Source organism: Colwellia sp. KS18-150, assembly GCF_057551365.1.
In genome coordinates, this window is record NZ_BAAJMC010000015.1 from 69370 (window position 1) to 94286 (window position 24917).

Consider the following 24917-nt stretch of genomic DNA (forward strand, 5'->3'; position numbering starts at 1 on the left):
GCCGCCATAAAAAGTGCATTTAAACGCTTATGGTCAAATGGTTTATCTATCTAGAAACCAATGACTTTTCTACACTCGCGATCAGTTTATTTAACCAACCTGAGGCTAAACTAGGTTGATAGTATAGCGCTATTTCCTCTTTATTTACTTCATGATAATCAACTAGGTCTATCGTTTTTAATTGATATTGCTCAGCAATAAAATCAGGAACATATGCCAGAGCCTGTCCTTGCTTTACCAGTGATATCAAAACACTAAAATCATTACATCGATAACCTATTGTTCGCGGTGCAAGCTCATCTTGCCAACCATCAGAGCCAACGCCTCTGGTGATCCCACAAAAAGGGGACACGCTTGGGCAAGCAAAAACAAATTCAGGCAATTGTTCAGTGTTTATCCTGCCATCAGGAAAGCGTTCGAAAAGACTATGCTCTGGGCTAGCAACAATTGTAAAGCGTGTTTCTCCCAGAGTTATGCTCACCAACTGATTGAGTGAGCTGCGCTCGGAAGCCGCAAATTTAGTGGCTAACGCTAAGTGCATTGCCCCTTTTTCAACTTGGCTAAGTGCCTGCCCCTCCCAATCAATATCTAGGTTTAATTCATAGTACTCGCTAGAGAGCTGTGTTATCAGTTTTGGTAACCAATACTGAACTAATACCGATGGGCCAGTAATATTCACTTTATGCTTAGTGGTTTGGTGCCCAAACTCACTGAGCATTTGATCCGACTCATGCACAATATGCTGTGCATATTGACGAAATCGCTCACCTTGCTGATTGAGGATAATATTACGACCGACCCGATCAAATAACTGAGTATCGAGTTTCGCCTCAAGTCGCTTAACCACTTTCGATAAAGCGCCAGCTGTTTTAGACAGCTTAATTGAGGCTTTTTGTAAATTACTACACTGAGCAATCACTAAAAAATGTCGTAGATCTTCGATATCCATAAATCACAATAAAGAAATAAATAAGCAACAATTATATCCAATTAGGAATCAGTTAGTCACTTTAATTCGTTATTTTTCATATTCGATGTTTCTTATACTTGCACTAAATAAATTCACTTATCAAATCATATGAAACCACTCGCTCTACTCCCTAACCACCAGTTAATCATCATTTTTATTTGCCTTATTACACTCACTTTTACTTCAACAATTAGTCATGCCGCTCCCCTTGTTGCGAGTCATGCGCGAATAGGAACGTTTTTTTCAATGCATAGTGATGTGACTTCCTCCTCACCTCACCACGCAAGAATGGGAAGTCATGGCATGGTGCTTTTTACTGATGGTACTACCCTTTATGCTAGTCATATGCCTTTGTATAGCAAACCTCATGATTACCAACTCATTTATCAAATTAGTACTGATCGCAACAAACAAATCATCTCGGCGCTAACTAAAGGTAAAGCAGAAACTCCTACCCGTTACGCAACTAGCATGCTGACATTACTGCCTAAGCCTTTTGATTTGAATACGCTAGTTAAGAAGCAAGCTCTGACAATTTCAGCGACGGTATTTCAAGGTCATTTTGAGCGTGGAGGAACGCCATGGCTCACTGAAATAGAAGTAAAATTTACTAAGGTAATACTGAATGAACAATTAATTATTTCGCCCCAAAAGCACAGCTTGAATAAAGATATCCACCAATGGAGAGTTATACCACTGCACTCAAGTTCAGATAAGTTAATCGTTCATTTGATTGACGACAAACCCTCATTTGATGCTATTGTTTTAGGTAAAAACTGTCCGAATACAGCAAGTGAGACTATAAATAACGCTAAACTCAAAAGAGAAGACGCACATTTACATCTTGAAACTCACTGTCAACAACAAACCATTCTTTATTATGAAAAACAAGATTTTGCGGAGTAACAGATGAAATATTTACTTGTGATTATACTAAGCTATTTTTACACCTCACCTTTAGCTGCCCAAGTACAATCAAGCCAAAAATTAGCTTTGCTAAAACAATACTCATGGAATAGCGGCGCAAGTTTTTGTTTTTTTAATGATGACCCAGCCATTGAGGTGTATCAATACAATAAAGACAGCTACATCCTTAGACAAAGTAAATGCTTACACTATGAAGCACCCTTTATTTATGTACTCTTTGGTGAGCACAGTGTTTTTATTCAAGATACTGGAGCCACTGAAAACCCAGATAAATTTCCCTTATATAAACTTGTGATGGAGCTCGTTAATATGCACGCGATCGCCAATAATAAATTAGCAGAGCAATATAAAATAATTGTCAGTCATTCTCACAGTCATGGCGATCATACCGCCGCTGATAAACAATTTTCAGGCAAAGCTAATGTAACACTTATCGAGCCGACTCAATCTAGTGTTAGACAGTATTTTGGCTTTGGGAAAAACAAACTCAACTGGCCGACAGACATGGCTCAACTCGACTTAGGAAATAGAAAGTTATCCATTGTTCCCATTCCTGGTCATCAAGGTGAGTCAATTGCTGTTTATGATGAAGCTACCCAATGGTTATTAACTGGAGATACCCTATATCCTGGTAGGCTATATGTTAAAAATTGGCAAAGTTTTCAAGCTAGTATTAAACGTTTAGTCGATTTCTCTACTACTCAGCCAATATCTGCCGTGATGGGTACTCATATAGAAATGTCAAAAGTTGCAGGTATTGACTATGCAATGGGCAGTACCAATCAAGAAAATGAAGTGGCTTTACCCTTACCGCTAACTGACTTATTACTGCTTAATTCACTGTTACAAACCCATAACGAGCCAAAGAAAATAACCACACAACGTTTCATCATTTATCCAGTGAATTAATAACGTTAGTATTTAACTGGCAAAAAAAATGTCAGTACAAACCGAGCTTGTACTGACATTATGTTATCCATAGACTTCGGAAAAATTATTTAGCCGAGGTTAAAATCTTACGCACTATATCTAAGGTTAAATCACCGGTTTCAGATAATTGCGTTAAGCCCATTTTTTCCATATTCGCCACCAGTGTCTCTATTTCAGCATCACCAATGCCGTAATGCGACAACTTAGTCACTATGCCTAGTGAATTGAAGAAGCTCTCGGTATTATCAATAGCAGCAGCAATTTTCTCTTCATCTGTGCCTTCAGTGATATCCCACACACACTCTGCAAATTGTAAAAGTTTAGCGTGTTTGTGCTCGCTACGCTCTCTAAGTAGGCTAGGTAAAATAATTGCCAGTGTACGGCCGTGAGCAATATCAAACATAGCAGTCATTTCGTGACCTATCATATGTGTTGACCAATCTTGCATCACACCTACGCCAATTAGACCATTTAGTGCTGATGTAGCCGACCACATAAAGTTTTTACGCGCTTCTACATTGCTATTATCTTTATAAGTCACAGGACCTTCTTCAATCAAGGTTTTTAATAACCCTTCTGAAAATCTATCCTGAACTTTAGCGTTTTCAGGCTTAGTTAGGTATTGCTCAATAACGTGAATAAAGGCATCAGCAACACCATTGGCAATTTGCTCTTTAGGCAGTGTCATCGTTAAGTCTGGGTCTAAGAATGAAAATTTAGGAAACACTAACGGTGAGCTAAATGGATATTTTTGCTGTTGGTAAGTAATAACACCAAAAGTATTCATCTCAGATCCGGTTGCAGGCAATGTCACCACACAGCCTAAAGGTATAGCCTTATCTACTGGCACAGGTTCAAAGCCACTGAATAATAATTTTTCATGGTCTGATGCTTGTTGTGCCGCTAATGCAACGAACTTAGTACCATCCATTACTGAACCACCACCAACGGCCAATAAGAAATCAACTTTTTGTTCACGTACTAACTCAACAGCTTTAACCAAGGTATCAAATTGAGGGTTTGGCTCTATACCACCAAACTCAAGTACTTCACGCTCTCCAAGACTCGCTTTAATTTTATCTAAAGTGCCAAACTTTTTAACACTGCCGCCACCAAAAAGTACCAATACCTTGGCGTTTTCAGGAACCAATTTATCTAATTCATTTAATCTGTCTTGCCCAAAAACAATATGTGTTGGGTTGTAATAATCAAAGTTTTGCATGTGATATTCCTCTCTCTTTTAGATGAGTGTATTTTAGGCAACCAACATCGCTGACAGAATGGGCTAAAATCTCTAAATCATGCCTAAAGCTATCATTGTTGATATTTAATACCAAATTTACATTTTGATTCGTTATACTTTACGGCAAGTAATACAGTAAAAATCTATCCAATTTATTAGGCATACATGATGAATGACTTAGTTAACAATTTAAACGCTATCGCTATTAATGAAGGCTATAACCAAACACACCTTGATGGCGTTGGAGTATTCAAGGCTACCGAGTCTACGGGGCGTGTACCTCTTTGTTATAGCCAAGGTATTATTATTATCGCCCAAGGTCAAAAGCGCGTATTCTTTGACCAAAAAAGCTACGACTACAACCCTGACAATTACCTTGTGTTAACACTTCCTCTACCCGCAGAATGTGAAACCATAGTAGAAGAAGGGAAACCATTACTGTCACTGATAATCGATTTAGACATGCCGACTTTAACTGAGTTAGTTCGAGTTCTGGATGAACATGGAGAGATTCAGATAGCGGATAATGTTTCAGAAAACAAAGGTCTATTTATAAGTCAATGCACAGATACTTTAAATTGCGCTATTACTCGCTTATCTGATTGTTTAGGCTCATCACTACAATGTGACATTATTGGCAAAAGCCTAATTCGTGAGGTATTGTTTCATACCCTTCGAGGCCCACAAGCTGCACCTTTGTTTGCACTTGTTTCCCATAATACTCATTTATCAAGAATGGAAAGAGTACTTAAACATTTGCACAATAACTTTCAAGGAAAGTTAGACGTTGAACAGCTCGCCAATATGGCCAACATGAGTACTTCAACATTTCACCGTAACTTTAAGCAAGTGACCGCCTCTTCCCCAATTCAATACGTGAAAAAAATACGATTAAGTCGAGCACGAGAACTTTTACAGGATCAAGGATTAAAAGTGAAACAAGCGGCAGCACAAGTTGGTTATGAAAGTCCGACACAGTTTAGCCGTGAATTTAGCCGCTACTTTGGTCAAAGCCCTAGTGCTTTATCCCGCTTTGAGACGGCATAATCTAAAGATAAATAGCCTAGCCTTAAGATAATAATTATCAAAATTTTATATAAAGTCATTCCATGAAATTGAAGATTATCAATAAAAAATCTCTTTGCTATGCTATTTAACTCCTACAATTAAATAATATTCCATTGCAGGAAACTTGCATATTTAGCTGTTTGAGCTATTTATGTATTGTCACTATTTATATTTAATCTTAAATTAATTTAAGGAGTTACCATGTTAGGTGAAGATCATTCTTTGGTGAACGAATTTCCAACATATAAAGATAGTATTGTTGCACTTAATAAAACTGACAGAGTATTCTCTGCCAATGCTCAGCGTTACCATGCTCTCGATACAGAGATAAGAAAGCTTGAGTTAAATAACTCGCCTATTGATGATGAAGCATTTCATCAATTAAAAAATGAAAGAGCAGCGCTTAAAGACTCACTATACCAACTTATATTAGCCAGTAATTAAGCGCCACTTTGTCGTTACAATGCTGGATATATAGACAAAACGAGCAAGGATGCCATAGTGATATTAAAGATTTTCAGCTGAGTATTACCTTTTAAAAACAACTGAATTTTTTGCCCTAAAGCTATCCATGAGCATATGCAGGGCAAGTTAATTAATCCAAAAATTAATGCCACAAACAACACTGAGCCAAAACTTTTATTAGGCGCATATAAACTAATGGCCGTTAGCGCCATAGTCCAAGCTTTTGGGTTCACCCATTGAAATAATGCCGCTTGCATAAAGGTAAAAGGCTTCGCTTTTAAAATTTTATCGTCTGCTGAGCTAGATGAAAATGCTATTTTTATGGCTAAATAAAGCAAATAGACAATACTAAGCACTTTTAAGATATCGTAACTCATTGGAAACTTATCAAAGATCTGCATAACCCCTAAGCCAACTAGGGCAATCATTAAGGTAAAGCCGATAGATACACCAAGCAAATGAGGAACGGTTAGCTTAAAACCAAAATTTACCCCTGAATTCATCAACATTATATTATTTGGCCCAGGAGTGATTGAAGAAACAAAGGCAAAAGCAGTTAAGGCGGTGAGTATTTCAATGTTCATGGTATAAACTTTCTTTCGTCATAATCAAAATATAATTCTAACCTATCTGTGTTACAATTTTTGCGCGAATACCTTACCAATTAGCCGAATTACAACAACAAATGATTAAAAATGACAAATATAACGACATAATATTGCGCGAGCTAAAAGTTAATGGCCGTATCGCTAACTCTGAGCTAGCCGATAAAGTCGGTCTTTCTCCTTCAGCATGTTTACGCCGGGTTCAAGAACTTGAAAAAAGTGGCCTAATAAAAGGCTATCGGGCTGTGCTAGATAATAAACTATTGGGGAACAATTTTATTGCCTATGTTGGTATTGGCCTTAAAGAGCATTCAACCAATTCACAACTTGCTTTTGAAGACGCGGTAAAATTAGCACAGGAAGTCAAAGAGTGTCATAACGTTACGGGCAGTTTTGAATACATACTGCGAGTAGAAACAGCAGATATTCAATCATTTAAGAGATTTCATGCTGACGTGTTAGGTTCCATCCCACAGGTGATTAGTATTACTACCCATGTTGTGATGGACTCCCCTAAAGATGAGCGACTATAAAAATAACCTAGTAATTATCCACTATAATATCTTGTAATAACTTTAATTATTCACATACCTTAGTGTTAACTTAATATTGCTCAGGTTTTAACTTTAATAATTTGCCTCTTTATGTAGGCTCAAAGGAATATTGATGAATAAAATTGGGAGCTTATGCCCTACGTTAAAGGCAACAAATATACTGGGTGATAAATGGACCTTGCTAATATTACGTGAGCTATTTATGGGTAGCCATCGCTACAATACCTTTCAATCGGCACTGCCACGAATATCTCCTACAGTATTAAGTAATCGATTAAAAAGTATGGAAAAAAATGGCTTAATTATTCATAAAAAAGAGCTAGGAAAAAATAGAGGTAGTTATTACCTGACGCAAAGTGGTAAAGAATTAGCCCCAATAATGGATTTAGTTGCTCGTTGGGGCTTACGTTGGGCTCGTGATCAACTCTGTGATGTAGACATTGATGTCGGTAGCTTCATGTGGGATCTTCATCGAACCTTAAAAATCAATAAGCTACCTGATGGAGAACATGTTTTTTGTTTTATATTAACAGATCAAGTAGATGCTAATAAATGGTGGATAATCGTTAACAATGGCTCAGTTGATTTATGCAACGAAGATCCCGGTTATGATGTATCAATCTATATTAGTAGCTCTCTACATCATATAGCAGAGGTATGGATGGGGGACGTAAGTCTCGACTCCCACATTAATACCAATAAAATAAAAGTCACCGGGGCACGTTATTTATCCACTCAGCCAAACAGCTGGTTCCCACTTTCAAGATATGCTCAGTGAAAAACAATTAGTTACCTTGTTGTATTTTGTGCACATCTTTCGCTGTTAATACTTGCCCGCCAATACCAAAATCGCCCTCTTTAACATCTTCAATGTAAACCCAAGTAACACCTCGCATATTTTCTCCTTCAATTTCCACCATGGTATCGGTAAGTCTAGAAATAATTTCACTTTTTTGTTCTTTAGTGAATACATTTTCAATAAGTTTCACGTTAATGATTGGCATGATAATTCTCCAAAAGTTAGTCATAAAGTTAAGTACCATGAAAATGATACAACAACAAAGCAAGCTAATATGCTGCGAAATATGTAGTAACTCACTACGTATTATGTAGTAACTTCCGTTCTGACTTTGTCATAATGACATTTATTTAAACTAAGAAATGAGCCAATATTTTTCTTAAAGGGTACAATGGATGCACTTACTGACAACTTCATGATATTTAATAGGTTCAACTTTGTTTACTCATAAACGTTTAAAATTGTTATCACTGTTATTGGCTGCCGCTTTATTACCACTTTCCTACGCGGAGTCAGTGACAAAGCTATCATCTGCCGTTAGCAATAATGCTGTAGCTGCTGTTAATACGGCTAGTGGCTGGCAATTATTATCCTTTAATGGATTAACTAAAAACAAAGATTGGCGCGCAGTAACTAATATTGCCATGGGTATTGATTTAGCTACTAATACTGCCTATCACATCGATAATGTACCGTTTAAAGAAGGGCGTTTAGCTAGTATCGCCGCAACGGTTAAAGATAAAGTTTATCTTTTTGGTGGCTATACCGTTGGTGAAGATCATGCAGAGAAGTCTATGCCTGATGTTTATCAATATGATGCAAGCACTAAACAGTTTTCTTTGTTTACTCAGATGCTTATCCCGGTAGATGATAGTGTCGCTCTCGTTTATCAGGATAGGTACATCTATTTAATTTCAGGTTGGCATGATGTCGGTAATATTGCCGATGTACAAATTTTAGATACTGAAACTAAACGTTGGTACTTCGGTACTCCCTACCCTGGACAGCCCGTTTTTGGTCACGCAGCAGGTATAGTAAACAATAGTTTAGTGGTGATTGATGGTGTTAAAGTAGCAGGCATTAGCCAAGGAAAACGTCAATATAAGATGTCTAATGAATCTTACCTAGGCAAAATAGACTCAGTTGATTTCACCAAAATACATTGGCAAAAACTTCCTAAGCATCCTGGTAATGCTAAGTATCGAGCAGCCAGCAGTGGCAGCCAAAATCTCAACAGCATATTATTCGCTGGTGGCAGTGATAACCCTTATAATTTTAATGGCATTGGTTATAACGGTGTGCCAAGTCAACCAAGTGATGAAGTGTGTAGTTGGAATTTACAAACAATGCAATGGCAAAAGCTCTCTCCGTTAAACGAAGCGAGCATGGATCATCGTGGTTTATTAGCGATTGAAGATGGTTTTTATCTATTAGGTGGAATGGTAGAAGCGCAAAAGGTAACAAACAAAGTCATTCGTTATCAGCCTAATGTAAACAAAGAACATTAATATCAGCTCATTAAAGCCCTGCAAAGTGTTGCTGAATACTAAGCAGCTCTTGCTCTGTTAAATTTTCAGGTTGCGTGACTTCGACCCAGCCATCTATATAACTGCTAGCGGAGTAATTGTGGGAGTTACCTCTGGGGACTCTGTCAGCCATTGGCAAATCAAATAATACCTGTAAAAAAGTAATAATTGGATACCAAGTAAAATCAGGAGAGACGTCATGTCCTCGCTCTCCTTTCATCCAGTCCGGCTCTTTTCTAAAAAGATCTAAAGAGAAAAATACAATAGGATCACTTGCATATTGCACGTATACAAAGCGCATTGGTCCCCAGTGCCAGTTATCGTTATGTAACTGGTTTTCTTGAGCGGTAAAACGGAACAAGGAACTGTCCTCAATAGTAGGCAACCATTGAGGTGAGTTTGGGTTACGGTGAGTAGTTAATTGTGGTGCGATAGTACTTGGAAACGGTGGTCCAACAAAAAGTCCACCTTGAATGGGGTTTTGAATAATGGTGGTTAAATTAATGGAGGTCTCCGCCCCTAAAGCCCCTAAACTTAAGCCGAATACATACAAATCGGGACGAGTGTCTTCGGGCAAGCTTGACCAATATTGGTGGATGGTGTTGTACAAAGCTAATGCAGACTGCCGAGCTCCCGTTGGGTCAATCAGCAAGGTTAACCAACTGGGTAAATAGGAATATTGCATAGACACAATGGCAGTATCACCTTTATGCAAATACTCTAGTGTATCCATGGCAGAGGGATCTAACCATCCTGTCCCTGTAGGCGTAGCAATAATAAGTTTTGAGCGACTAAAACCATCGATACGTATTAATTCTTCTAGTGCTAACTGCGCCCGTTGTTGAGCAGTTTCTTTTGAACGCAAGCCCACATAAACTCGTAAAGGAGCGTGTGCTGCTTGTGAGAAAAACTCGCTTAAGTCAGTTTTCTTCGGCCCTGCTGCAATAAAATTTTGTCCTGTACGACCAATGCTGTTCCAATCAATAAACGAGTTAAGACTACCAGTTGCATAGTCTTCAGCAGGCTTTAAAATCCCCTTATCCGTTATTTCGTCTGCAAGAGAATAAATATCATCAAAAGTGGCAACAATTTTACTAACAATCAATTTATTAGTAAAAGTGAATACGATAAAAGCAATTAACGCCATTCCTAACACATTGGAAATTCGCTTGGGGATCACCCGATTAATGTTAAACCTTAATTGATCAAACCCTTTTCGACAAAGTCGACTCAAAAACAAAAAACTAACGGCAATGACCAACGCAATGGCGGGCATTTGAATATAAGAAAATTCTTCTGAGGGAGCTAGTCCCATCAAATGGCGAACATCATTTTGCCACTGCAACGAGTGAATAATTGAATAAGAAAATAGTAAAATGCTCAATATGGTAACCGCATATTGAACAATAGTTTTCACTCTATATTTTAACTCGGGTAATTCAAGATAAAACCATAAATATTTAAGCCCCACTCCTAGTCCATAGCCTAAAATTAAGGCAAAACCAGATAGAGCTCCTTGTAACATATAAGGACGTGGTAACAGTGAAGGTGATAACGATACGGAAAAAAAGACGACGGAGAATATTAATCCCGTATAAGAAAGAGAGTCGTTATAATTACTCAACCAGTGTTTTAAATAATTCATCTGTAAAATGCTCAACCTAAAATTAATTATCACGTTTTAACATTATGAAAATAGAATGTTAACACAATAACTTAAGCACCTTGTATCGATGTTTTTAAGTGCATGGTTAAAGTTTAAACAGGCACTTTCAAATATCAGAATATTACAAAACCAAACTAATAGTTAGAAACTCATTATAGTTTTCAATCCTGAATAAACCATATTCAACTATTTAGATCGTACCTCACAAAAACCACATGACGATTTATAGCTATACCTTAGTAGTACTCACTGTTAAACAAGATTAGATGTAAGTATATTACATTTAACACTTCGGTCTCAATTACGGTTTCAAAATTACCCTATGTAAGGTTATTTTCAGATAAAGTAAACACAATTTAGTTTACATAATATTAAAATTTTATTGATATTGCTCGACAATTAAATTATCAAATTGAAAACTAAACAAAATGGATTGCCCACACACTTTCTAAATGTTTAAATTACTCAATAAAATTGCATCTTGTTTACAGAGCAAATACAACCATCAATATTACGATTACGGATATCAAATTTGGAGTAAAAACAGTTGAAGTATTTTTACAAAGAGCCGCTAGTCATTTTTTTTATACTCGGCTTAGCCATTTTTATTCTGTTTAACAGTGTATCTAAAGATTCACCTGAAGAGCAATCTACAATTGTTGTAACAAATGGAACAATCAAAGCTTTATCAGGTAAATTCGAAAAATCTTGGCAACGTCTACCTTCAAAAATGGAAATAGAAAACCTTATAACAAAATATATAAGAGAAGAAGTACTATATCGCGAAGCACTAGCTATGCAGCTAGATCACAATGACCCCATAATAAAACGACGACTACGCCAGAAAATTGAGTTTTTAACAGAAGATATTGTCAATATCGAGACACCTGATGAGAAAGAGTTATTAGCATTTTTACATGCTAATAAAGAAGACTATCAAGAGCCTAGCCGCTATAGTTTTCGTCAAATATATTTTGACTTGAGCAATAAAAGTAATGACTCACTTTTTGAAAGTATCCATTTACTAAAAAGTGAGCTAACGCCTAATTCAGACATATCAGAATTAGGCGATTCTTTGATGGTCCCTCAAGAACTTAACAATCAAACAGAATTAGGTGTTAGCAGTGTTTTTGGTGCTAAATTTACTAAAACTCTTAGTCAATTACCAACCAATGAGTGGCAAGGACCTGTGAAGTCAGGGCTTGGTATTCATTTGGTTTATGTCTCTAAACAACACAAAGGCGAGGTTTTCAAGCTTCATCAAGTACGAGACATCGTATTACGTGACTGGATGTCAAATAAGCGTTCGCAACTAAACGAGGATTTCTATCAAACATTGCTTGTAAAGTATGATGTTAAGATAGACAAATACTAAAGGTTAAGATGATCCGTTTATTTTTTTCAATATTCTTATTGAGCATTATCTCCTCCTATTCAAGTGCAGATGAGTATAGGCCCGCTTACCTAGAAATAAAGCAGACCAATTTAGATACTTATGATGTTTTGTGGAAAATTCCAGCCCGTGCAGAAAGTCAACGCCTTAAACTTTATCCTGAGTTTCCTGAGGATGTTAAAGCACTCACTCCTATCCACGGTTCATATATTAATGGAGCCTATATTGAGCGTTCAAGTGTGACTCGAGCAGGTGGGCTTATAGGTGCTTATATAACAATTAAAGGGTTAGAGTTAGTCTCAACAGATGTTTTAGTACGTATCCATTATCAAAATGGTTTTTCAATGACAACTAAACTAGATGCACAATCGACATCATTATTGGTTGAAGGTGCAGCTAGTTTTTTTCAAGTATTGAAAACTTATTTAACTTTCGGCTTTGAGCATATTCTTAGCGGTTTTGACCATCTATTATTTGTTGCTTGCCTTCTTTTCATTGCAGGTACTTGGCAAAGAATATTAATAACCATCACAGGTTTTACCATTGCTCACTCAGTGACTTTAACATTATCGGCGTTGGAGTTAGTGCAATTACCTGTTCCCCCTGTAGAAGCAATCATTGCTTTATCTATTGCTTTTTTAGCCAGAGAAATTGTACTTAAACAAAAAGACTCTCTTACATGGCGTTTTCCAGTTACTGTATCCGCTGGATTTGGCTTATTACATGGCTTTGGTTTTGCTTCCGCATTAAAAGATATAGGTTTACCGCAAACGGAGATTCCAACGGCATTGTTAGCATTTAATGTTGGGGTAGAGTTAGGGCAATTAGCATTTGTAGCTGTATTATTGTGTGTTTCTTGGTTTTTCAAACAAGCTGTGCACCAAATTAAAGTTAAAACAAATGCCCTTTCTAAAGTAATTGAAAAAACGGCTGCTTTCTCTATTGGCGGTATCACAGCCTTTTGGACTATAGAGCGTATTTCAAATTTTTGGTCTATTTAAATTAATTAGATTTATTAAACTAATAGAATGGAATTGAAGAATAGCTACCTTAGACAACTCTCAGTTATTTGAGATCATATTATTTTAAAACTTTTTATTTTATAGTATTAACTCTTTATACAAGTTAAGGATATTACTGTGCGCTCACTTTTGATAATAACCACTTCATTTTTTCTTATATCACTAGATGTTAAAGCTAAAGAAACCGATCCCTCTGATATTAGTTGGTATCCCAATAAAAATGCTTTTTATGGGAATTTACATATTCATACAGGCTACAGTTTTGATGGTTATGCTAACGGTAGTAAAACTAAACCTGAAGATGCCTATCGATGGGCTATCGGAAAAACGGTAAAAGCAGGCGCACCTGAAATTGAAATGACATTGAAAAGGCCACTTGACTGGTTCTCTGTTTCAGATCATGCCGAGTGGATGGGAGTGTTCATGGAAATGGAAGATCCCGCAAGCCCTTTAAGTAAGCACCCCATGGCACCAACAATTACGTCCGATGATGTAGCGGTATCTTTTAGCGCATTTACTAGTTTCTTAAGTGACCAAAATCAAGGGAAAGTTGATCAAACCCTTGAAAATGACGAACAGAAACAAGGCGTTTGGTCTCGGGTGGTTGAGGCCGCTGATAAATATAACCAACCAGGTAAATTTACCACTTTTCCATCCTTTGAGTGGACTCCTAACGTAGGAGGAAGAAATAATCATAGAGTTGTTTTGTTTAAAGATAGTAATAACCTTCCTTCTCATGCATATTCATCAAATGACTCACCTAACCCTGAAGACTTATGGCGCTGGATGGATAATGCAAGAAAGCATGGCGCAACGTTATTAGCAATTCCCCATAACGGCAATGCTAGTGATGGCATAATGTTCCCGTTAACAGATAGCTACGGTCAGTCATTAACTCAAGAATATGCACAAACCCGTATGCGAAATGAGCCTCTTTATGAAATAAGCCAAATTAAAGGTACCTCTGAGACTCATCCCGATTTATCCCCGAATGATGAATTTTCAAGGTTTGAGCTTTGGGACTATACCCTATCACCCAATGTAACCAAGCCAACGAAGAGAATTGGTAGTTATTACCGCGAAGCACTACTGAGAGGTATGCAGCAAGAAGAAACTGGAGCAGGAAACCCATTTAAATACGGACTTATTGGTGATTCTGATGGGCATAATGTTGCAGGAGCTTTTAGAGAAGATACCTACACCGGAAAATATGGTTTAGAGTCATCAGCCGATCATCGATTAAACGGTCCTCCTGGGATGTCTTCAGGTCAGATAATTCAAGTTAGAGAATTTAGCTCAGGTGGTTTAGCTGGTGTATGGGCATCAGCAAATACACGAGAAGAAGTTTACGACGCACTTCGTAGAAAAGAGAGCTTTGGTACATCAGGTACACGCTTAAAATTGAGGTTCTTTGGTGGTTTCAATTACCAATCAGATATAATTAAAAATAGAGATTGGGTTACGCAAGCTTATGCTAAAGGAGTTCCTATGGGAGGAGACCTTAGCCAACAAACTATAAGTGTTGCTCCTACTTTTATACTGCATGCTTTGAAAGATCCGGAAGGAGCTAACCTTGATAGAATTCAAATTGTTAAGGGTTGGATTGAAAAAGGAGAAAAGCAAGAGCAAGTTATTAACATTGCGTTGAGTGATCACCGGAAAATTCAAAAAAATGGTAAAATAGTTCCTGTAGGCAATACGGTAAATATTGCAAATGCTAGTTACAGTAATGACATAGGTGATCCTGAGCTTATCGCAACATGGACAGATAAAGAATTCAACCCTGAACAGCATGCATTTTATTATGCGCGTGTTATTGAAATTCCTACTCCTAGATGGAGTACCTATGATGCTAAACGCCTTGGTATTAAGCCACTCGATAACTTACCTACCTCTATTCAACAACGAGGTTGGTCTAGCCCTATTTGGTATACACCTGAAATAACAAAGAAATAGGTATATTGTCATTATTAGAAGTAGAGTTTGATGTATCCCCTTAGACTTTACTTCGAGCAACTAAAATGTTTCATAACTAATTTTAAAATTTGACCAGTATGACTGGCTTTAGGATTAGATACTGCCTTAGAGTAACGATTACTGTATGTTTCGTTTATACACAGAAAAATTCAATTTAAGGTTAAAATCCAATCTCACTTTGCTCCCTTTTAAATCCTTATAGATACCTTTAATATCGATAACCTAATCTTAACTAGATAGTATTAGTATATGAGTGACCGGCATTATTGAGCCGCAATATAAGGTAGAACTTTGCTGCATCAGTTAGGAAAATATATAAATATAGTTTGAAAATCACTCTTTTCGTGTAACTTTTTATATTGTTAATCCCACTGCGCAGCTAACAATATATTTTCACCCTGTAATTTCCGTTTGATGAAGTAATCATAGGCGAACCTAACAAGGTGCCATTTCTTCTTTCTGAGGTAATAAAGCATACCTAAAGAATCGGCAATATCTCGATGTGTTCCTTCACTGTGAGCAAATATAAAATGGGTCTTTTTAAACAACTCGATATGACCACTGTACATAAGCTCACCCATAAATTGAGTGGCAACCATTTTCTGTTCATTCAAAACAATAGCGCCTCTTGAGTCTTGGGGGTGGATCATTATCGGTAACTGGGCTTTAGCAAGTGCAACAACAACTTTATCATCGGGTAATACGGCACTATTGATAGACGGATAAATACATAAACCGGTTATGTTTTCTGAATTGGAACAGTAGGCTATTTGAGCTAATGCGGCTTCTGTATCGTTAACGTTTATTGCACCAAATGCAGAAAACTTATCAGTGTGTTTGCTCGCAATTTTTGCTAACTCCTGATTGTATCGAGCAATAAAGTGATTAATATCTTTTTTCGATTGTTGCCATAAATCAGGAAGATCTAAACTAACGGGCATGGGTTGAGTGATGCTATCACCAGCCTTAGCTATTATTTCTTTTTCAAAGTTCTCTTTTGCAAACCATTGAGCATCATTGATATCGATGCCAAGCGCTAAGAGATCCTCAGTCAAGGCTTGGGGCATTGTATGGCTATGAACTGCAATATGTTTAGCGTTTTCTCTAGTATCACCAAGCTTAGGTAGACTAGAGTCTCGATTAAACATTGCTTTAGCATTATTAAGATATATCGCAGACATTACTTTGGGATCTGTAAACTGAGACTCAAGATTACTCGTCCAATACGGCATTTTACTTCGTTCAGCCCAAGGAAAATCCGAAGAAAAAAGTACTCGATTCACACTGGTAAAGCTCAATAAGCTGTTTATAGCTTCAGTGTTGACAAATTTGGCGGTATCAAAAAAGAGTTGAGTACGCCAAAGCTTGAGCTCCTCAGCCATTTTAGGGTCTGATAATTCAAGGTCAGCTGCTAGCCTTGAGACAAACCCTCCCCCATGTGCAAAGACATAACGTATGTTTGGGTAATCTTGGTGAAACCCTGCCGTTAATAAACTCACCAGCGCTTTAGTCGTATCGATAAACCAAGTATAAAATGGATTTATTAGCCCATTACCTGTTGAGTGAGCCGGCGTATTAGGGTGAATAAAGACAATCGCCTTATCAGCATTCATCTTTTCAAATAATGGTCTGTATTGTTCATTCCCTGGGTAAATACCATTGACATTACTCATTAGAATAACACCATCCAAACCGTCAGTATTCACCACTCTTTTATACTCGGCCAAAGCTCCTTTCACATCAGGTAAAGGGAGGCTAGCAAATCCTCCAATGTGACTACCGTACCGTTTTTTATGAGTTAAAATCTCGTCATTGACTTTGGTTGCTAGTCGACAGGCGGCAATATCATCACCAAAATGTACACCGGGCAAAGATAGCGAAAGGAAAACCCGTTCTATATTCCATGCTCTCATCAACTTTAATGTTGACTGCATAGACCAACGTGGATATCGGACTCCTTCAACCTCACTGATACCCATTTTTTTTAATTCTTGAACGTAGAAGTCCGGCAAAATATGATGTTGCACATCCCATTTAGGTAAATTGGACATATTAGTTACCGCTTCCTTTATAATCCCTGAAAATATCAATAAATATTTATACTGCAAATTATCAATAACATGAAGCCGTTAATTGACTAAAATTTTGTCGCTAAGCAAAAGTGCGTAATTGTATTAAGTGGTAAGAGTATTAATTGTGCTTTAACTAACGGCAAACATCTTCAAATAATTGCTGTGCTAATTCTTTGATTGTCTCGGTAGACGGATGACTGTGCGCATAAGTTCTTAAGCCATAAATCCCCATAATCAAGCTTTGCGTGCGTTGCATGGGCGTACGAGTATTATCAATTTCCTTAGCTTTCAATGCTTGTTCAAATACCTCAACAAACCCACTTTTCCAATCACTTAAATTATTTGCAATCACAGCCTCTACTTCAGGTGCTTCCTGAGAAAGATCACTTAATACTTGCTGAGATAAACACGCCTTTTCATGTCCTAGTAATGAACATTCATGAACCGTATTATCTAAATACTTCTTCAACCCCGCTAAAACAGTTTTGTTACCTGAAAAAAACTGCTGAGATTTTGTCGCGCAATCAAGGTTGTATTGTTGTAGAGCAGCTACCAACAAGCCTTGCTTATTTTCAAACGCGCAATAGATAGAGCCTGGGTGTAAACCAGTAGCTTGTTTAAGATCCTGCATGCTGGTCTTGTTATACCCTTTACAAACAAAGGCTTTAATAGCTGATCTTAATACTTGCTCTTTGTCGAATTCTGCACTGCGCATAACTACCTCGATACCTTAATTAAGTGGCTATTATAAATTAATTTGAATGCTTGTTCAAAATAATACTTGAATGATCGTTCAAACACCTTTATCTTGAACGTACATTCAAGTAAGAGAACATTGCTATGACCGATAATTTATTTCAACCTTTTGCCTTAAACGACAGTATTGAACTTAACAACCGCATCATAATGGCACCGTTAACACGCTGTATGGCTGATGATAACCTAGTACCAACACAAGCCATGGCTGATTATTATGCCAAGCGTGCCGACAGTGGCTTAATCATTAGTGAAGCAACAATTATTAGACCTGATGGCCAAGGTTACCCTAATACCCCTGGGCTTTTTACCACTGAGCAAGTTGAGGGTTGGAAAACTGTCACTAGTGCAGTTCATCAAAAAGGCGGAAAAATTTTCGCTCAACTTTGGCATACAGGACGTGTAGCGCACCCTCATTTTTATAACGGTGAACACGTTCTTGCACCGTCAGCTGAAAAGGTTGAAGGAACAGTGCCACGTATGCGTGATTTAATTTACCTAACGCCAAAACCAGCTACTATTGATGAAATTAAACAGCTAGTAGAAGATTATGCACAAGCTGCTGTTAATGCGATTGAAGCTGGTTTTGACGGTGTAGAAGTACATGGCGCAAATGGTTATTTAATTGATCAATTTTTACATCACGACTCAAATAAACGCAGTGATGAATACGGTGAAACGCCAGAAAATATGTCTCGCTTTGCTTTGGATATTATTGATGAAATTTCAGCAAGAATTGGTTGGGAAAAAACAGCTTTACGTATTTCTCCTGGCGCTTATTTTAACATGGCAGGCGATGATCGTGATCGCGGCGTATTTGAGTATTTATTAACACAGCTAGAGCAACGAGATCTAGCCTATTTACACATGGGCTTGTTTGACGACACCATGGAGTTTGATTATTTAAACGGTAGTGCTACAGATTTTGTTCGTAAAAATTACACTAAAACCTTAATGGGTGTTGGTGGATATACGGCTCAAACTGGCAGTGAAGCCATTAGCGCTGATCGTTTTGATCTATTAGCTATTGGCCGTCCATTCATCGCTAACCCTGATTACGTCAGTAAGCTAAAATCTGGTGAAACACTTACCGATTACAGTGATGAAATGCTGGCTGAGTTAGTGTAAAGAATACGCTAATATTTTGAAGTTTTAAGCTACCTATACTGGTATCAAGAGTCTAGGTAGCTTCTTACGTTTACATTAAATAATTTGCTATCTAATTGTTGTTTGTTAATGCACTCTACTCAAATACGTCCCGGTTTCGCGCACCAATCTCCATACCAAGCGCTATTTCTTTAAGCTTAAAAGTTAAGTCTCTAATTGGAAAAGAGCGTATATTGGCGAGAACAATAACGGTTAACTTATCATCGGTATAACGATGTAAGTTAGATAGAAAGCCATTCATAGAGCCTCCGTGTCGGGTTAATGTTCCTTTATCTTCAGATGTTGCTCGTTGATATTGTTGGATTCTAAATCCGTAGCCATAATTTCCAAATGCTTTGCTTTCACCATCAAACAACTTGTTCTGACTTGTCTTGGATAGAAATGTTGAATGATTTAGTGCTTGCTCCCAAGCGAGCAAATCGTCAGCCGTGGAGTAGATATCTCCTGAGCCTAAGGCATAAGAAACAATATTTTCATCTCTATTTAAGCCAAAAAAGCCTTTACGGTAACCATTAGCTCTATTCGTTGGTACATTGGTGATACGCTCTACTCCTGAGTTTTTCATCTTTAAAGGCGAAAATACTTTCTCTTGAAGTACTTGAGCGTATGTTTTGCCCATAACATTTTCAATAGCAATGGCGGCTAAGTGATAATTCAAGTTTGAATATTGATATGCACTGCCTGGAGTAAAAGCTAAACTAGCCGAATTTATGATGGCTAATATTTCATCGGAAGCAATATCCTTGTTTTCAAAACTGACAAGGTGCTCTAGATGCTGCGGTAAGCCGGATTGATGTTTAAGTAATAAGTGCAGAGTTAAATTTTTACTTAATGTGTTATTTAATTTAGGGATGTACGTTGAAATGGGAGCATGTAAGTTTAACTTACCTTCATCCACCAATTTCATCACAGTGACCGCAGTAAAAGACTTAGTTAATGAGCCAATCATAAACTTTTTGTCGACTGTATTAGCGATATTATTTTTATCATCAGCATTACCATAGGCTGATTTAAAGATTACCTTCCCTTCTTTAGCAATTAAGACAACGCCTCTAAAGTCCTCTTCTTCGACATACAATTGAAGGTGCTTATCAATGTTATCAACCAATTCCTTTTTTGATTCAGCAAAGCAAGCCTGACTACCCCCTAATAATATTAATAATGTGATAAACGCTCTAAACATAAACTTTCCTTATATCTATTTAAGTGTGGCAAGGAGTATTGAAAAGCTAACCACGATAATAAGCAAAAGGTAGCGTTTAATAGACGCAATTCATATGCATTTTATGTTTCAGGATATTTTAAACTTATCGATGCAGGCTATTTACAAATGCCTTGTAAACTTTTCAGATCAATAATTTCTACGCCGCCATAAACACGCTTTATTAACCCTTTAAGCTGCCACGATTTTAAAATTTTATTAATGCTTTGTCTGGATATACCAATATACAATCCTAGCTCTTCTTGGCTAATATTCACCACAGCATTTTGCTCTTGGTAACTTCTATTGATGATAATGTTTGCCAATCTTTGCTCATTGGAATAAATCAGTAGCTCATCAATCGCATGAAAAGCCATGCGACAATGAGAGCACAACATAGCAACCAGTGCGCGATACACTTCCATATTCGTATTACAAAGTGTTTGGATGGTACTTTTTGGAATGATGACTAATTCAGTATCCGTTACTGAAAAACCATCATGAGTTCTCCCGCCATTATCCAAAATGCCGATTTCACCATACCAATTGCCAGCTTGGATTCGAGTGAAAATAATTTCATTACCTACATGACTAGTGGCACTTATTCTGACCTCACCCGTTAAGACACAATAAAGCCCGTCCGCTTCATCATTTTTATTGTGAATTCGTTGGTTTTCAGTAAAGGTTTTTATTTTGGCGACACGGATTAATTCATTTTTACTATCAACGGGTAATGAATTAAGCCAGACATTTTTTTCAAGAAGTTCTAAGCTAGCTTCATTCATGACATTGCTCATTAAAATAATATCAAATGTAAACTAATTGACAGTCTCTTTCAATTTTCATGTACATAATGAAATGAACAATAGGAGAGAGCGATGACAGTATCAACAAACACACAGGCAAATGACGAAACAGTAAAAAGCCAAGTAAGTGAGGCAGAATGGCAGGTTCGTGTAGATTTAGCAGCAGCCTATCGATTAGTAGCACTTTATGGCTGGTCTGATTTAATATTTACCCATATTTCAGCACGAGTTCCTGGTCCAGAGCACCACTTTTTGATTAATCCTTATGGCTTAATGTTCGAAGAGGTCACTGCCAGTAATTTAGTAAAAATAGATTTGGCAGGTAACAAAGTCCTTGAATCACCCTACTCAGTAAACCCAGCAGGTTTTACAATTCATAGTGCAATACATCAAGCACGTGAAGATGCACAATGCGTTATGCACACGCATACCGTTAACGGTGTAGCGGTTTCAGCACAAACCTCAGGCTTATTACCATTATCACAACAGTCTTTATTTGCACTTTCAGGGTTAAGTTATCATGACTATGAAGGGGTCGCTTTAAGAGAAGATGAAAAACCAAGGTTAGTGGCAGATTTAGGCACCAATAACTTTATGATCCTGAGAAATCATGGCTTATTAACCTGCGCACCTTCTATAGCGGATACATTTTTAGCTATGTATATACTCGAATCTTCTTGTGCTATTCAGCTCAAAGCACAGGCAAGTGAACAACTCACTTATGTGCCAAATGAAGTTATCAGCACCATGAAAGAGCAAGCTAGCCAAGTCACGAATAATATGGGCGGCGCACTTGCTTGGCCGGGTTTATTGCGTAAACTTGATCGCATCGACCCATCATATAAAGATTAAGAAATAAGCAATTATGAAAAAATTTAATACCTTTAAAGAATTTTATCCTTATTACCTTAAAGAGCACACTAATCAAACCTGTAGACGTTTGCATTTCATCGGCTCTATTTTGGTGTTGATATTTTTGTGTCTGGCATTATGGACCCATAATAATTGGTACTTTCTAGGCATGCCCATTGCTGGTTATAGTTTTGCTTGGGTTGGGCACTTTTTCTTTGAGCATAATAAGCCTGCAACGTTCAACTTCCCTCTCTATAGCCTAATAGGTGATTGGAAAATGTTCGCTCAAATACTCACGGGTAAAATAAAGTTTTAAATGGTTATATTGCCATTAAAATAATGAGCTGAAATACTGATATAGAGTGCCAGCAATCACTATCCACTTGTTATCTAACTATGATTTAATAACATAGCTTGGTATGATCACTGGCACTTTTAAGCAGTAGAATATTTATTAACTATGTCAGTTTCACCACTAGAATACATTCTTGTTGAACCGAAAACTCCTGCCACTTCCTGCGTGATTTGGTTACATGGATTAGGAGATTCAGGTGAAGGGTTTGCTCCCATTGTCCCTGTGCTTGATTTACCTGTAGATCACAGTATCCGTTTTGTTTTCCCTCATGCGCCAGAGCAGGCAGTTACCATTAATCAGGGTTATGTTATGCGCTCTTGGTATGACATTAAAAGTATGGACTTACATAACAGAGCAGATATGGATGGCGTGTTAGCCTCAGAAGCCTTAGTAAAATCATTAATTCAACAGCAATTAGATAAAGGTATTGATGCCAATAAAATCGTCTTAGCGGGATTTAGCCAAGGTGGTGTTTTAAGTTTATTTACCGCGTTACGTTATCCAAAAAAGCTTGCCGGTATTTTAGCTTTATCTTGCTATTTACCTACAGCTGACAGCTTGCCTCAAAATTGTCACCCGGCCAATAAAGACACTGAAATTTTGCAACACCACGGTGAACAAGATGAAGTAGTACCTTTCTCTGCGGGTAAAATGGCACATCAATTACTTCTTGATAGTGGCTACAACACTAACTGGAAAAGTTACACCATGGGACATAATGTTTTGCCTGAACAAATAGCCGATATTTCCGCTTGGTTACAGGCTCAGCTTATCAACAGATAAAGTAAATTTCTCACTCAACAACTCAACTAGTTGACTAGTTGACTAAAAAATAAAGAGGTAGATATGATTTGCCACCTCTTTATTCAATTCACTGTTTAGTTAGTCAACATTACGAATGTAACTTAAGTTTTTGAAAGTAACCTCGCTGATAGTGATACCGGCTTGCTGATAAAAGTCAGCCCAATCAGCTGAATCTTCCACATCTATACGTGTTTGTGCATCTTGTGCCTGCAAGTAATTACCGAACTTCAAATATGATGACGAGCTATCTTCAATAGTTAGACTAAAGGATTCTCCCATTGCGCTAACCGTAACATAACCGTGATCATTAATTACCTGAAAATCAAAATTATCGCCGCTCACGATGGTACCTAATGCTTTTTTCTCTTCTCCAGAGCCATCTTCTTTTGCTAGACGTACGTAAACATCAAAAACACCATTGTTAGCGATACTGTCATTAAACCCTGATTCACTGCTATCAGAAACGTATAGCTTCATTATGGTACCAGTATCACCCGCATGATGTTGGGCAACTATAGTTTTTGAGCCATCAGATAAATCCAAGGTAATATTCGCTTGAAAGTCTTCGTAAACTTCTGTCATAGCCACACGTTCACTGGATTTAATTTTCAGCTCATGACGCCAACCACTACCATTAGGTGTAACATGTTGTGCTGTTAGAGCATTAAAAACCATAGTTTCACCGACAACAGGATCAAGCTCTTCATCACCACCTTCAAGATCCCAAATAGACCAATCCCAGTCATCTAAAGTTGACTCTGAACCTGTACCAGAGCCTGAATCGGCAATATAGTCATCACTAGTATCAATATCATTACAACGTAAAATTTGTGTTTCAATGATACTATTCCAAGTATTTGTAGAGTTACCTAAACCAGTTATGCGTACATATCGAGCTTCTGAATCAATAACGTCAATATCTTCAAACGCTGTATCTTCACCACTAGATGAGCCTCCAGTTAACACTGAAGTCCAGCTAATATTGTCCGTCGATGTATCGACTTCAAAATATGAACTTCGTGTATTGCCTTGATACCAATGTATGGATAATGCCTTCACCGAAGTCACTTCTCCTAAATCATAATGAATAGTTTTACCACTTCCATCAGATGACCAGCGTGAAGCTTCATTATTGTCGCCATCAATAGTATTCTCAGGTAAATGTCCATCGTTTGTCCCATCATCACTAGCATTTTCAATAATGGTATAGGCATCATCAGGGCACACAACAATGATACTGCTTGTATCCGTATCGCTTGTATCCGTGTCACTTGTACCAGTATCGCTTGTATCTGTGTCACTTGTATCTGTATCGTTTGTACCTGTATCGCTTGTATCTACTTCATTTATTTGCTCATCTATTGTTGGTTCAGCTGAGCCACTGCCACAGGCAGTTAAAAATAACGAGAGGGAAATGAATACTAATTGTGATTTAAATTTCATGATACAGCCTTAATTTAGAAGTTTATAAACAATCTATTTGTTATTTTTCACCTACTCAAACTCAATACAAGCATTGCCTTTCTATGAAATAAGACAATACTTTGAGCCTATTTTCTGGCTAAGTTCTTTATTAGCGGAATTGCTTTACGCATAGTTATTTTTACCTCCAAGACAAAAATAACACACTCAAAAGAAATATTACCAAAATACAAATCAAGCCATTACCAATAACAATAAAATTGTAAGTCAAATTATTCTAATCACGGTAGAAAATCAAGTGGTTATTTAGTTGGGTTTTGATTTTATGGCTCAGAAG

General features: G+C 37.4%; 24 protein-coding genes. 14 read left to right on the forward strand and 10 right to left on the reverse strand.

The genetic code is table 11. The features are described 5' to 3' along the window. Positions 1 to 46: 46 nt before the first annotated feature. Complete coding sequence (locus AC27IF_RS15295) at positions 47 to 949, reverse strand: LysR family transcriptional regulator (RefSeq protein WP_487055207.1); 903 nt, start codon at positions 947 to 949, stop codon at positions 47 to 49. A 267-nt stretch (positions 950 to 1216) separates the two neighbouring features. On the opposite strand from AC27IF_RS15295, the gene AC27IF_RS15300 reads away from it, so the two are divergent. Continuing rightward, positions 1217 to 1876, forward strand: coding sequence for a hypothetical protein (locus AC27IF_RS15300; RefSeq protein WP_487055208.1), 660 nt, complete (start codon positions 1217 to 1219; stop codon positions 1874 to 1876). A 3-nt stretch (positions 1877 to 1879) separates the two neighbouring features. Beyond that, a complete protein-coding gene (locus AC27IF_RS15305) occupies positions 1880 to 2806 on the forward strand; it encodes an MBL fold metallo-hydrolase (RefSeq protein ID WP_487055209.1) in 927 nt (308 codons plus the stop codon). Positions 2807 to 2891: 85 nt separating this feature from the next. Here AC27IF_RS15305 and AC27IF_RS15310 read toward each other — a convergent pair whose 3' ends face one another. Then, positions 2892 to 4049 (reverse strand): iron-containing alcohol dehydrogenase, encoded by a 1158-nt coding sequence (locus tag AC27IF_RS15310; protein WP_487055210.1) that lies wholly within the window; start codon positions 4047 to 4049, stop codon positions 2892 to 2894. Positions 4050 to 4235: 186 nt separating this feature from the next. On the opposite strand from AC27IF_RS15310, the gene AC27IF_RS15315 reads away from it, so the two are divergent. Further along, entirely contained in the window at positions 4236 to 5117 is an 882-nt protein-coding gene (locus AC27IF_RS15315) for an AraC family transcriptional regulator (protein WP_487055211.1), read from the forward strand. 222 nt (positions 5118 to 5339) lie between these two features. Further along, entirely contained in the window at positions 5340 to 5582 is a 243-nt protein-coding gene (locus AC27IF_RS15320; protein WP_487055212.1) for an HP1242/YdcH family protein, read from the forward strand. 14 nt (positions 5583 to 5596) lie between these two features. On the opposite strand, the gene AC27IF_RS15325 is transcribed toward AC27IF_RS15320, so the two are convergent. Beyond that, entirely contained in the window at positions 5597 to 6187 is a 591-nt protein-coding gene (locus AC27IF_RS15325; RefSeq protein WP_487055213.1) for a LysE family translocator, read from the reverse strand. Positions 6188 to 6288: 101 nt separating this feature from the next. Between AC27IF_RS15325 and AC27IF_RS15330 the strand changes: the two genes are divergently transcribed. Both AC27IF_RS15330 and AC27IF_RS15335 read left to right on the forward strand, forming a co-directional pair. Further along, positions 6289 to 6741 carry an Lrp/AsnC family transcriptional regulator gene (locus AC27IF_RS15330; protein ID WP_487055214.1) on the forward strand — a complete coding sequence of 151 codons (453 nt, stop codon included), beginning with the start codon at positions 6289 to 6291 and terminating at the stop codon, positions 6739 to 6741. Between the two features lie 133 nt (positions 6742 to 6874). Then, positions 6875 to 7540 carry a winged helix-turn-helix transcriptional regulator gene (locus AC27IF_RS15335; protein ID WP_487055215.1) on the forward strand — a complete coding sequence of 222 codons (666 nt, stop codon included), beginning with the start codon at positions 6875 to 6877 and terminating at the stop codon, positions 7538 to 7540. Positions 7541 to 7547: 7 nt separating this feature from the next. Here the strand turns inward: AC27IF_RS15335 and AC27IF_RS15340 are convergent, their stop codons facing one another. After that, positions 7548 to 7766 carry a tautomerase family protein gene (locus AC27IF_RS15340; protein ID WP_487055216.1) on the reverse strand — a complete coding sequence of 73 codons (219 nt, stop codon included), beginning with the start codon at positions 7764 to 7766 and terminating at the stop codon, positions 7548 to 7550. Positions 7767 to 7998: 232 nt separating this feature from the next. On the opposite strand from AC27IF_RS15340, the gene AC27IF_RS15345 reads away from it, so the two are divergent. Further along, a complete protein-coding gene (locus AC27IF_RS15345; protein ID WP_487055217.1) occupies positions 7999 to 9069 on the forward strand; it encodes a Kelch repeat-containing protein in 1071 nt (356 codons plus the stop codon). A gap of 10 nt (positions 9070 to 9079) precedes the next feature. On the opposite strand, the gene AC27IF_RS15350 is transcribed toward AC27IF_RS15345, so the two are convergent. Further along, positions 9080 to 10732, reverse strand: coding sequence for an alpha/beta hydrolase (locus tag AC27IF_RS15350; protein WP_487055218.1), 1653 nt, complete (start codon positions 10730 to 10732; stop codon positions 9080 to 9082). Positions 10733 to 11300: 568 nt separating this feature from the next. On the opposite strand from AC27IF_RS15350, the gene AC27IF_RS15355 reads away from it, so the two are divergent. The 3 genes from AC27IF_RS15355 to AC27IF_RS15365 all read left to right on the forward strand — a co-directional run bounded on the left by AC27IF_RS15355 (position 11301) and on the right by AC27IF_RS15365 (position 15124). Then, positions 11301 to 12128 (forward strand): peptidyl-prolyl cis-trans isomerase, encoded by an 828-nt coding sequence (locus AC27IF_RS15355; RefSeq protein WP_487055219.1) that lies wholly within the window; start codon positions 11301 to 11303, stop codon positions 12126 to 12128. An 8-nt stretch (positions 12129 to 12136) separates the two neighbouring features. Then, a complete protein-coding gene (locus AC27IF_RS15360) occupies positions 12137 to 13147 on the forward strand; it encodes a HupE/UreJ family protein (protein ID WP_487055220.1) in 1011 nt (336 codons plus the stop codon). A 138-nt stretch (positions 13148 to 13285) separates the two neighbouring features. Further along, positions 13286 to 15124 carry a DUF3604 domain-containing protein gene (locus tag AC27IF_RS15365; RefSeq protein ID WP_487055221.1) on the forward strand — a complete coding sequence of 613 codons (1839 nt, stop codon included), beginning with the start codon at positions 13286 to 13288 and terminating at the stop codon, positions 15122 to 15124. A gap of 383 nt (positions 15125 to 15507) precedes the next feature. Here AC27IF_RS15365 and AC27IF_RS15370 read toward each other — a convergent pair whose 3' ends face one another. Further along, positions 15508 to 17196 (reverse strand): amidohydrolase family protein, encoded by a 1689-nt coding sequence (locus AC27IF_RS15370; protein WP_487055222.1) that lies wholly within the window; start codon positions 17194 to 17196, stop codon positions 15508 to 15510. Positions 17197 to 17350: 154 nt separating this feature from the next. After that, complete coding sequence (locus tag AC27IF_RS15375) at positions 17351 to 17932, reverse strand: TetR/AcrR family transcriptional regulator (protein ID WP_487055223.1); 582 nt, start codon at positions 17930 to 17932, stop codon at positions 17351 to 17353. Positions 17933 to 18057: 125 nt separating this feature from the next. On the opposite strand from AC27IF_RS15375, the gene AC27IF_RS15380 reads away from it, so the two are divergent. Then, entirely contained in the window at positions 18058 to 19101 is a 1044-nt protein-coding gene (locus AC27IF_RS15380; protein WP_487055224.1) for an alkene reductase, read from the forward strand. A gap of 115 nt (positions 19102 to 19216) precedes the next feature. Here the strand turns inward: AC27IF_RS15380 and AC27IF_RS15385 are convergent, their stop codons facing one another. Together AC27IF_RS15385 and AC27IF_RS15390 are read right to left on the reverse strand one after the other, a co-directional pair. Then, positions 19217 to 20323: a serine hydrolase domain-containing protein gene (locus AC27IF_RS15385; RefSeq protein ID WP_487055225.1), complete on the reverse strand. Its 1107-nt coding sequence runs from the start codon at positions 20321 to 20323 to the stop codon at positions 19217 to 19219. A 137-nt stretch (positions 20324 to 20460) separates the two neighbouring features. After that, entirely contained in the window at positions 20461 to 21126 is a 666-nt protein-coding gene (locus AC27IF_RS15390) for a Crp/Fnr family transcriptional regulator (RefSeq protein ID WP_487055226.1), read from the reverse strand. Between the two features lie 93 nt (positions 21127 to 21219). Between AC27IF_RS15390 and AC27IF_RS15395 the strand changes: the two genes are divergently transcribed. From AC27IF_RS15395 to AC27IF_RS15405, 3 genes are all read left to right on the forward strand, one after another. After that, the gene (locus tag AC27IF_RS15395) at positions 21220 to 21999 is read left to right on the forward strand and encodes a class II aldolase/adducin family protein (protein WP_487055227.1); all 780 of its coding nucleotides are present in this window, start codon (positions 21220 to 21222) and stop codon (positions 21997 to 21999) included. A 13-nt stretch (positions 22000 to 22012) separates the two neighbouring features. Continuing rightward, positions 22013 to 22315, forward strand: coding sequence for an Mpo1-like protein (locus AC27IF_RS15400; RefSeq protein ID WP_487055228.1), 303 nt, complete (start codon positions 22013 to 22015; stop codon positions 22313 to 22315). A gap of 144 nt (positions 22316 to 22459) precedes the next feature. Continuing rightward, positions 22460 to 23137, forward strand: coding sequence for an alpha/beta hydrolase (locus tag AC27IF_RS15405; RefSeq protein WP_487055229.1), 678 nt, complete (start codon positions 22460 to 22462; stop codon positions 23135 to 23137). 99 nt (positions 23138 to 23236) lie between these two features. Here AC27IF_RS15405 and AC27IF_RS15410 read toward each other — a convergent pair whose 3' ends face one another. After that, positions 23237 to 24601 carry a polysaccharide lyase family 7 protein gene (locus AC27IF_RS15410; RefSeq protein WP_487055230.1) on the reverse strand — a complete coding sequence of 455 codons (1365 nt, stop codon included), beginning with the start codon at positions 24599 to 24601 and terminating at the stop codon, positions 23237 to 23239. Between the last annotated feature and the right edge of the window lie 316 nt (positions 24602 to 24917).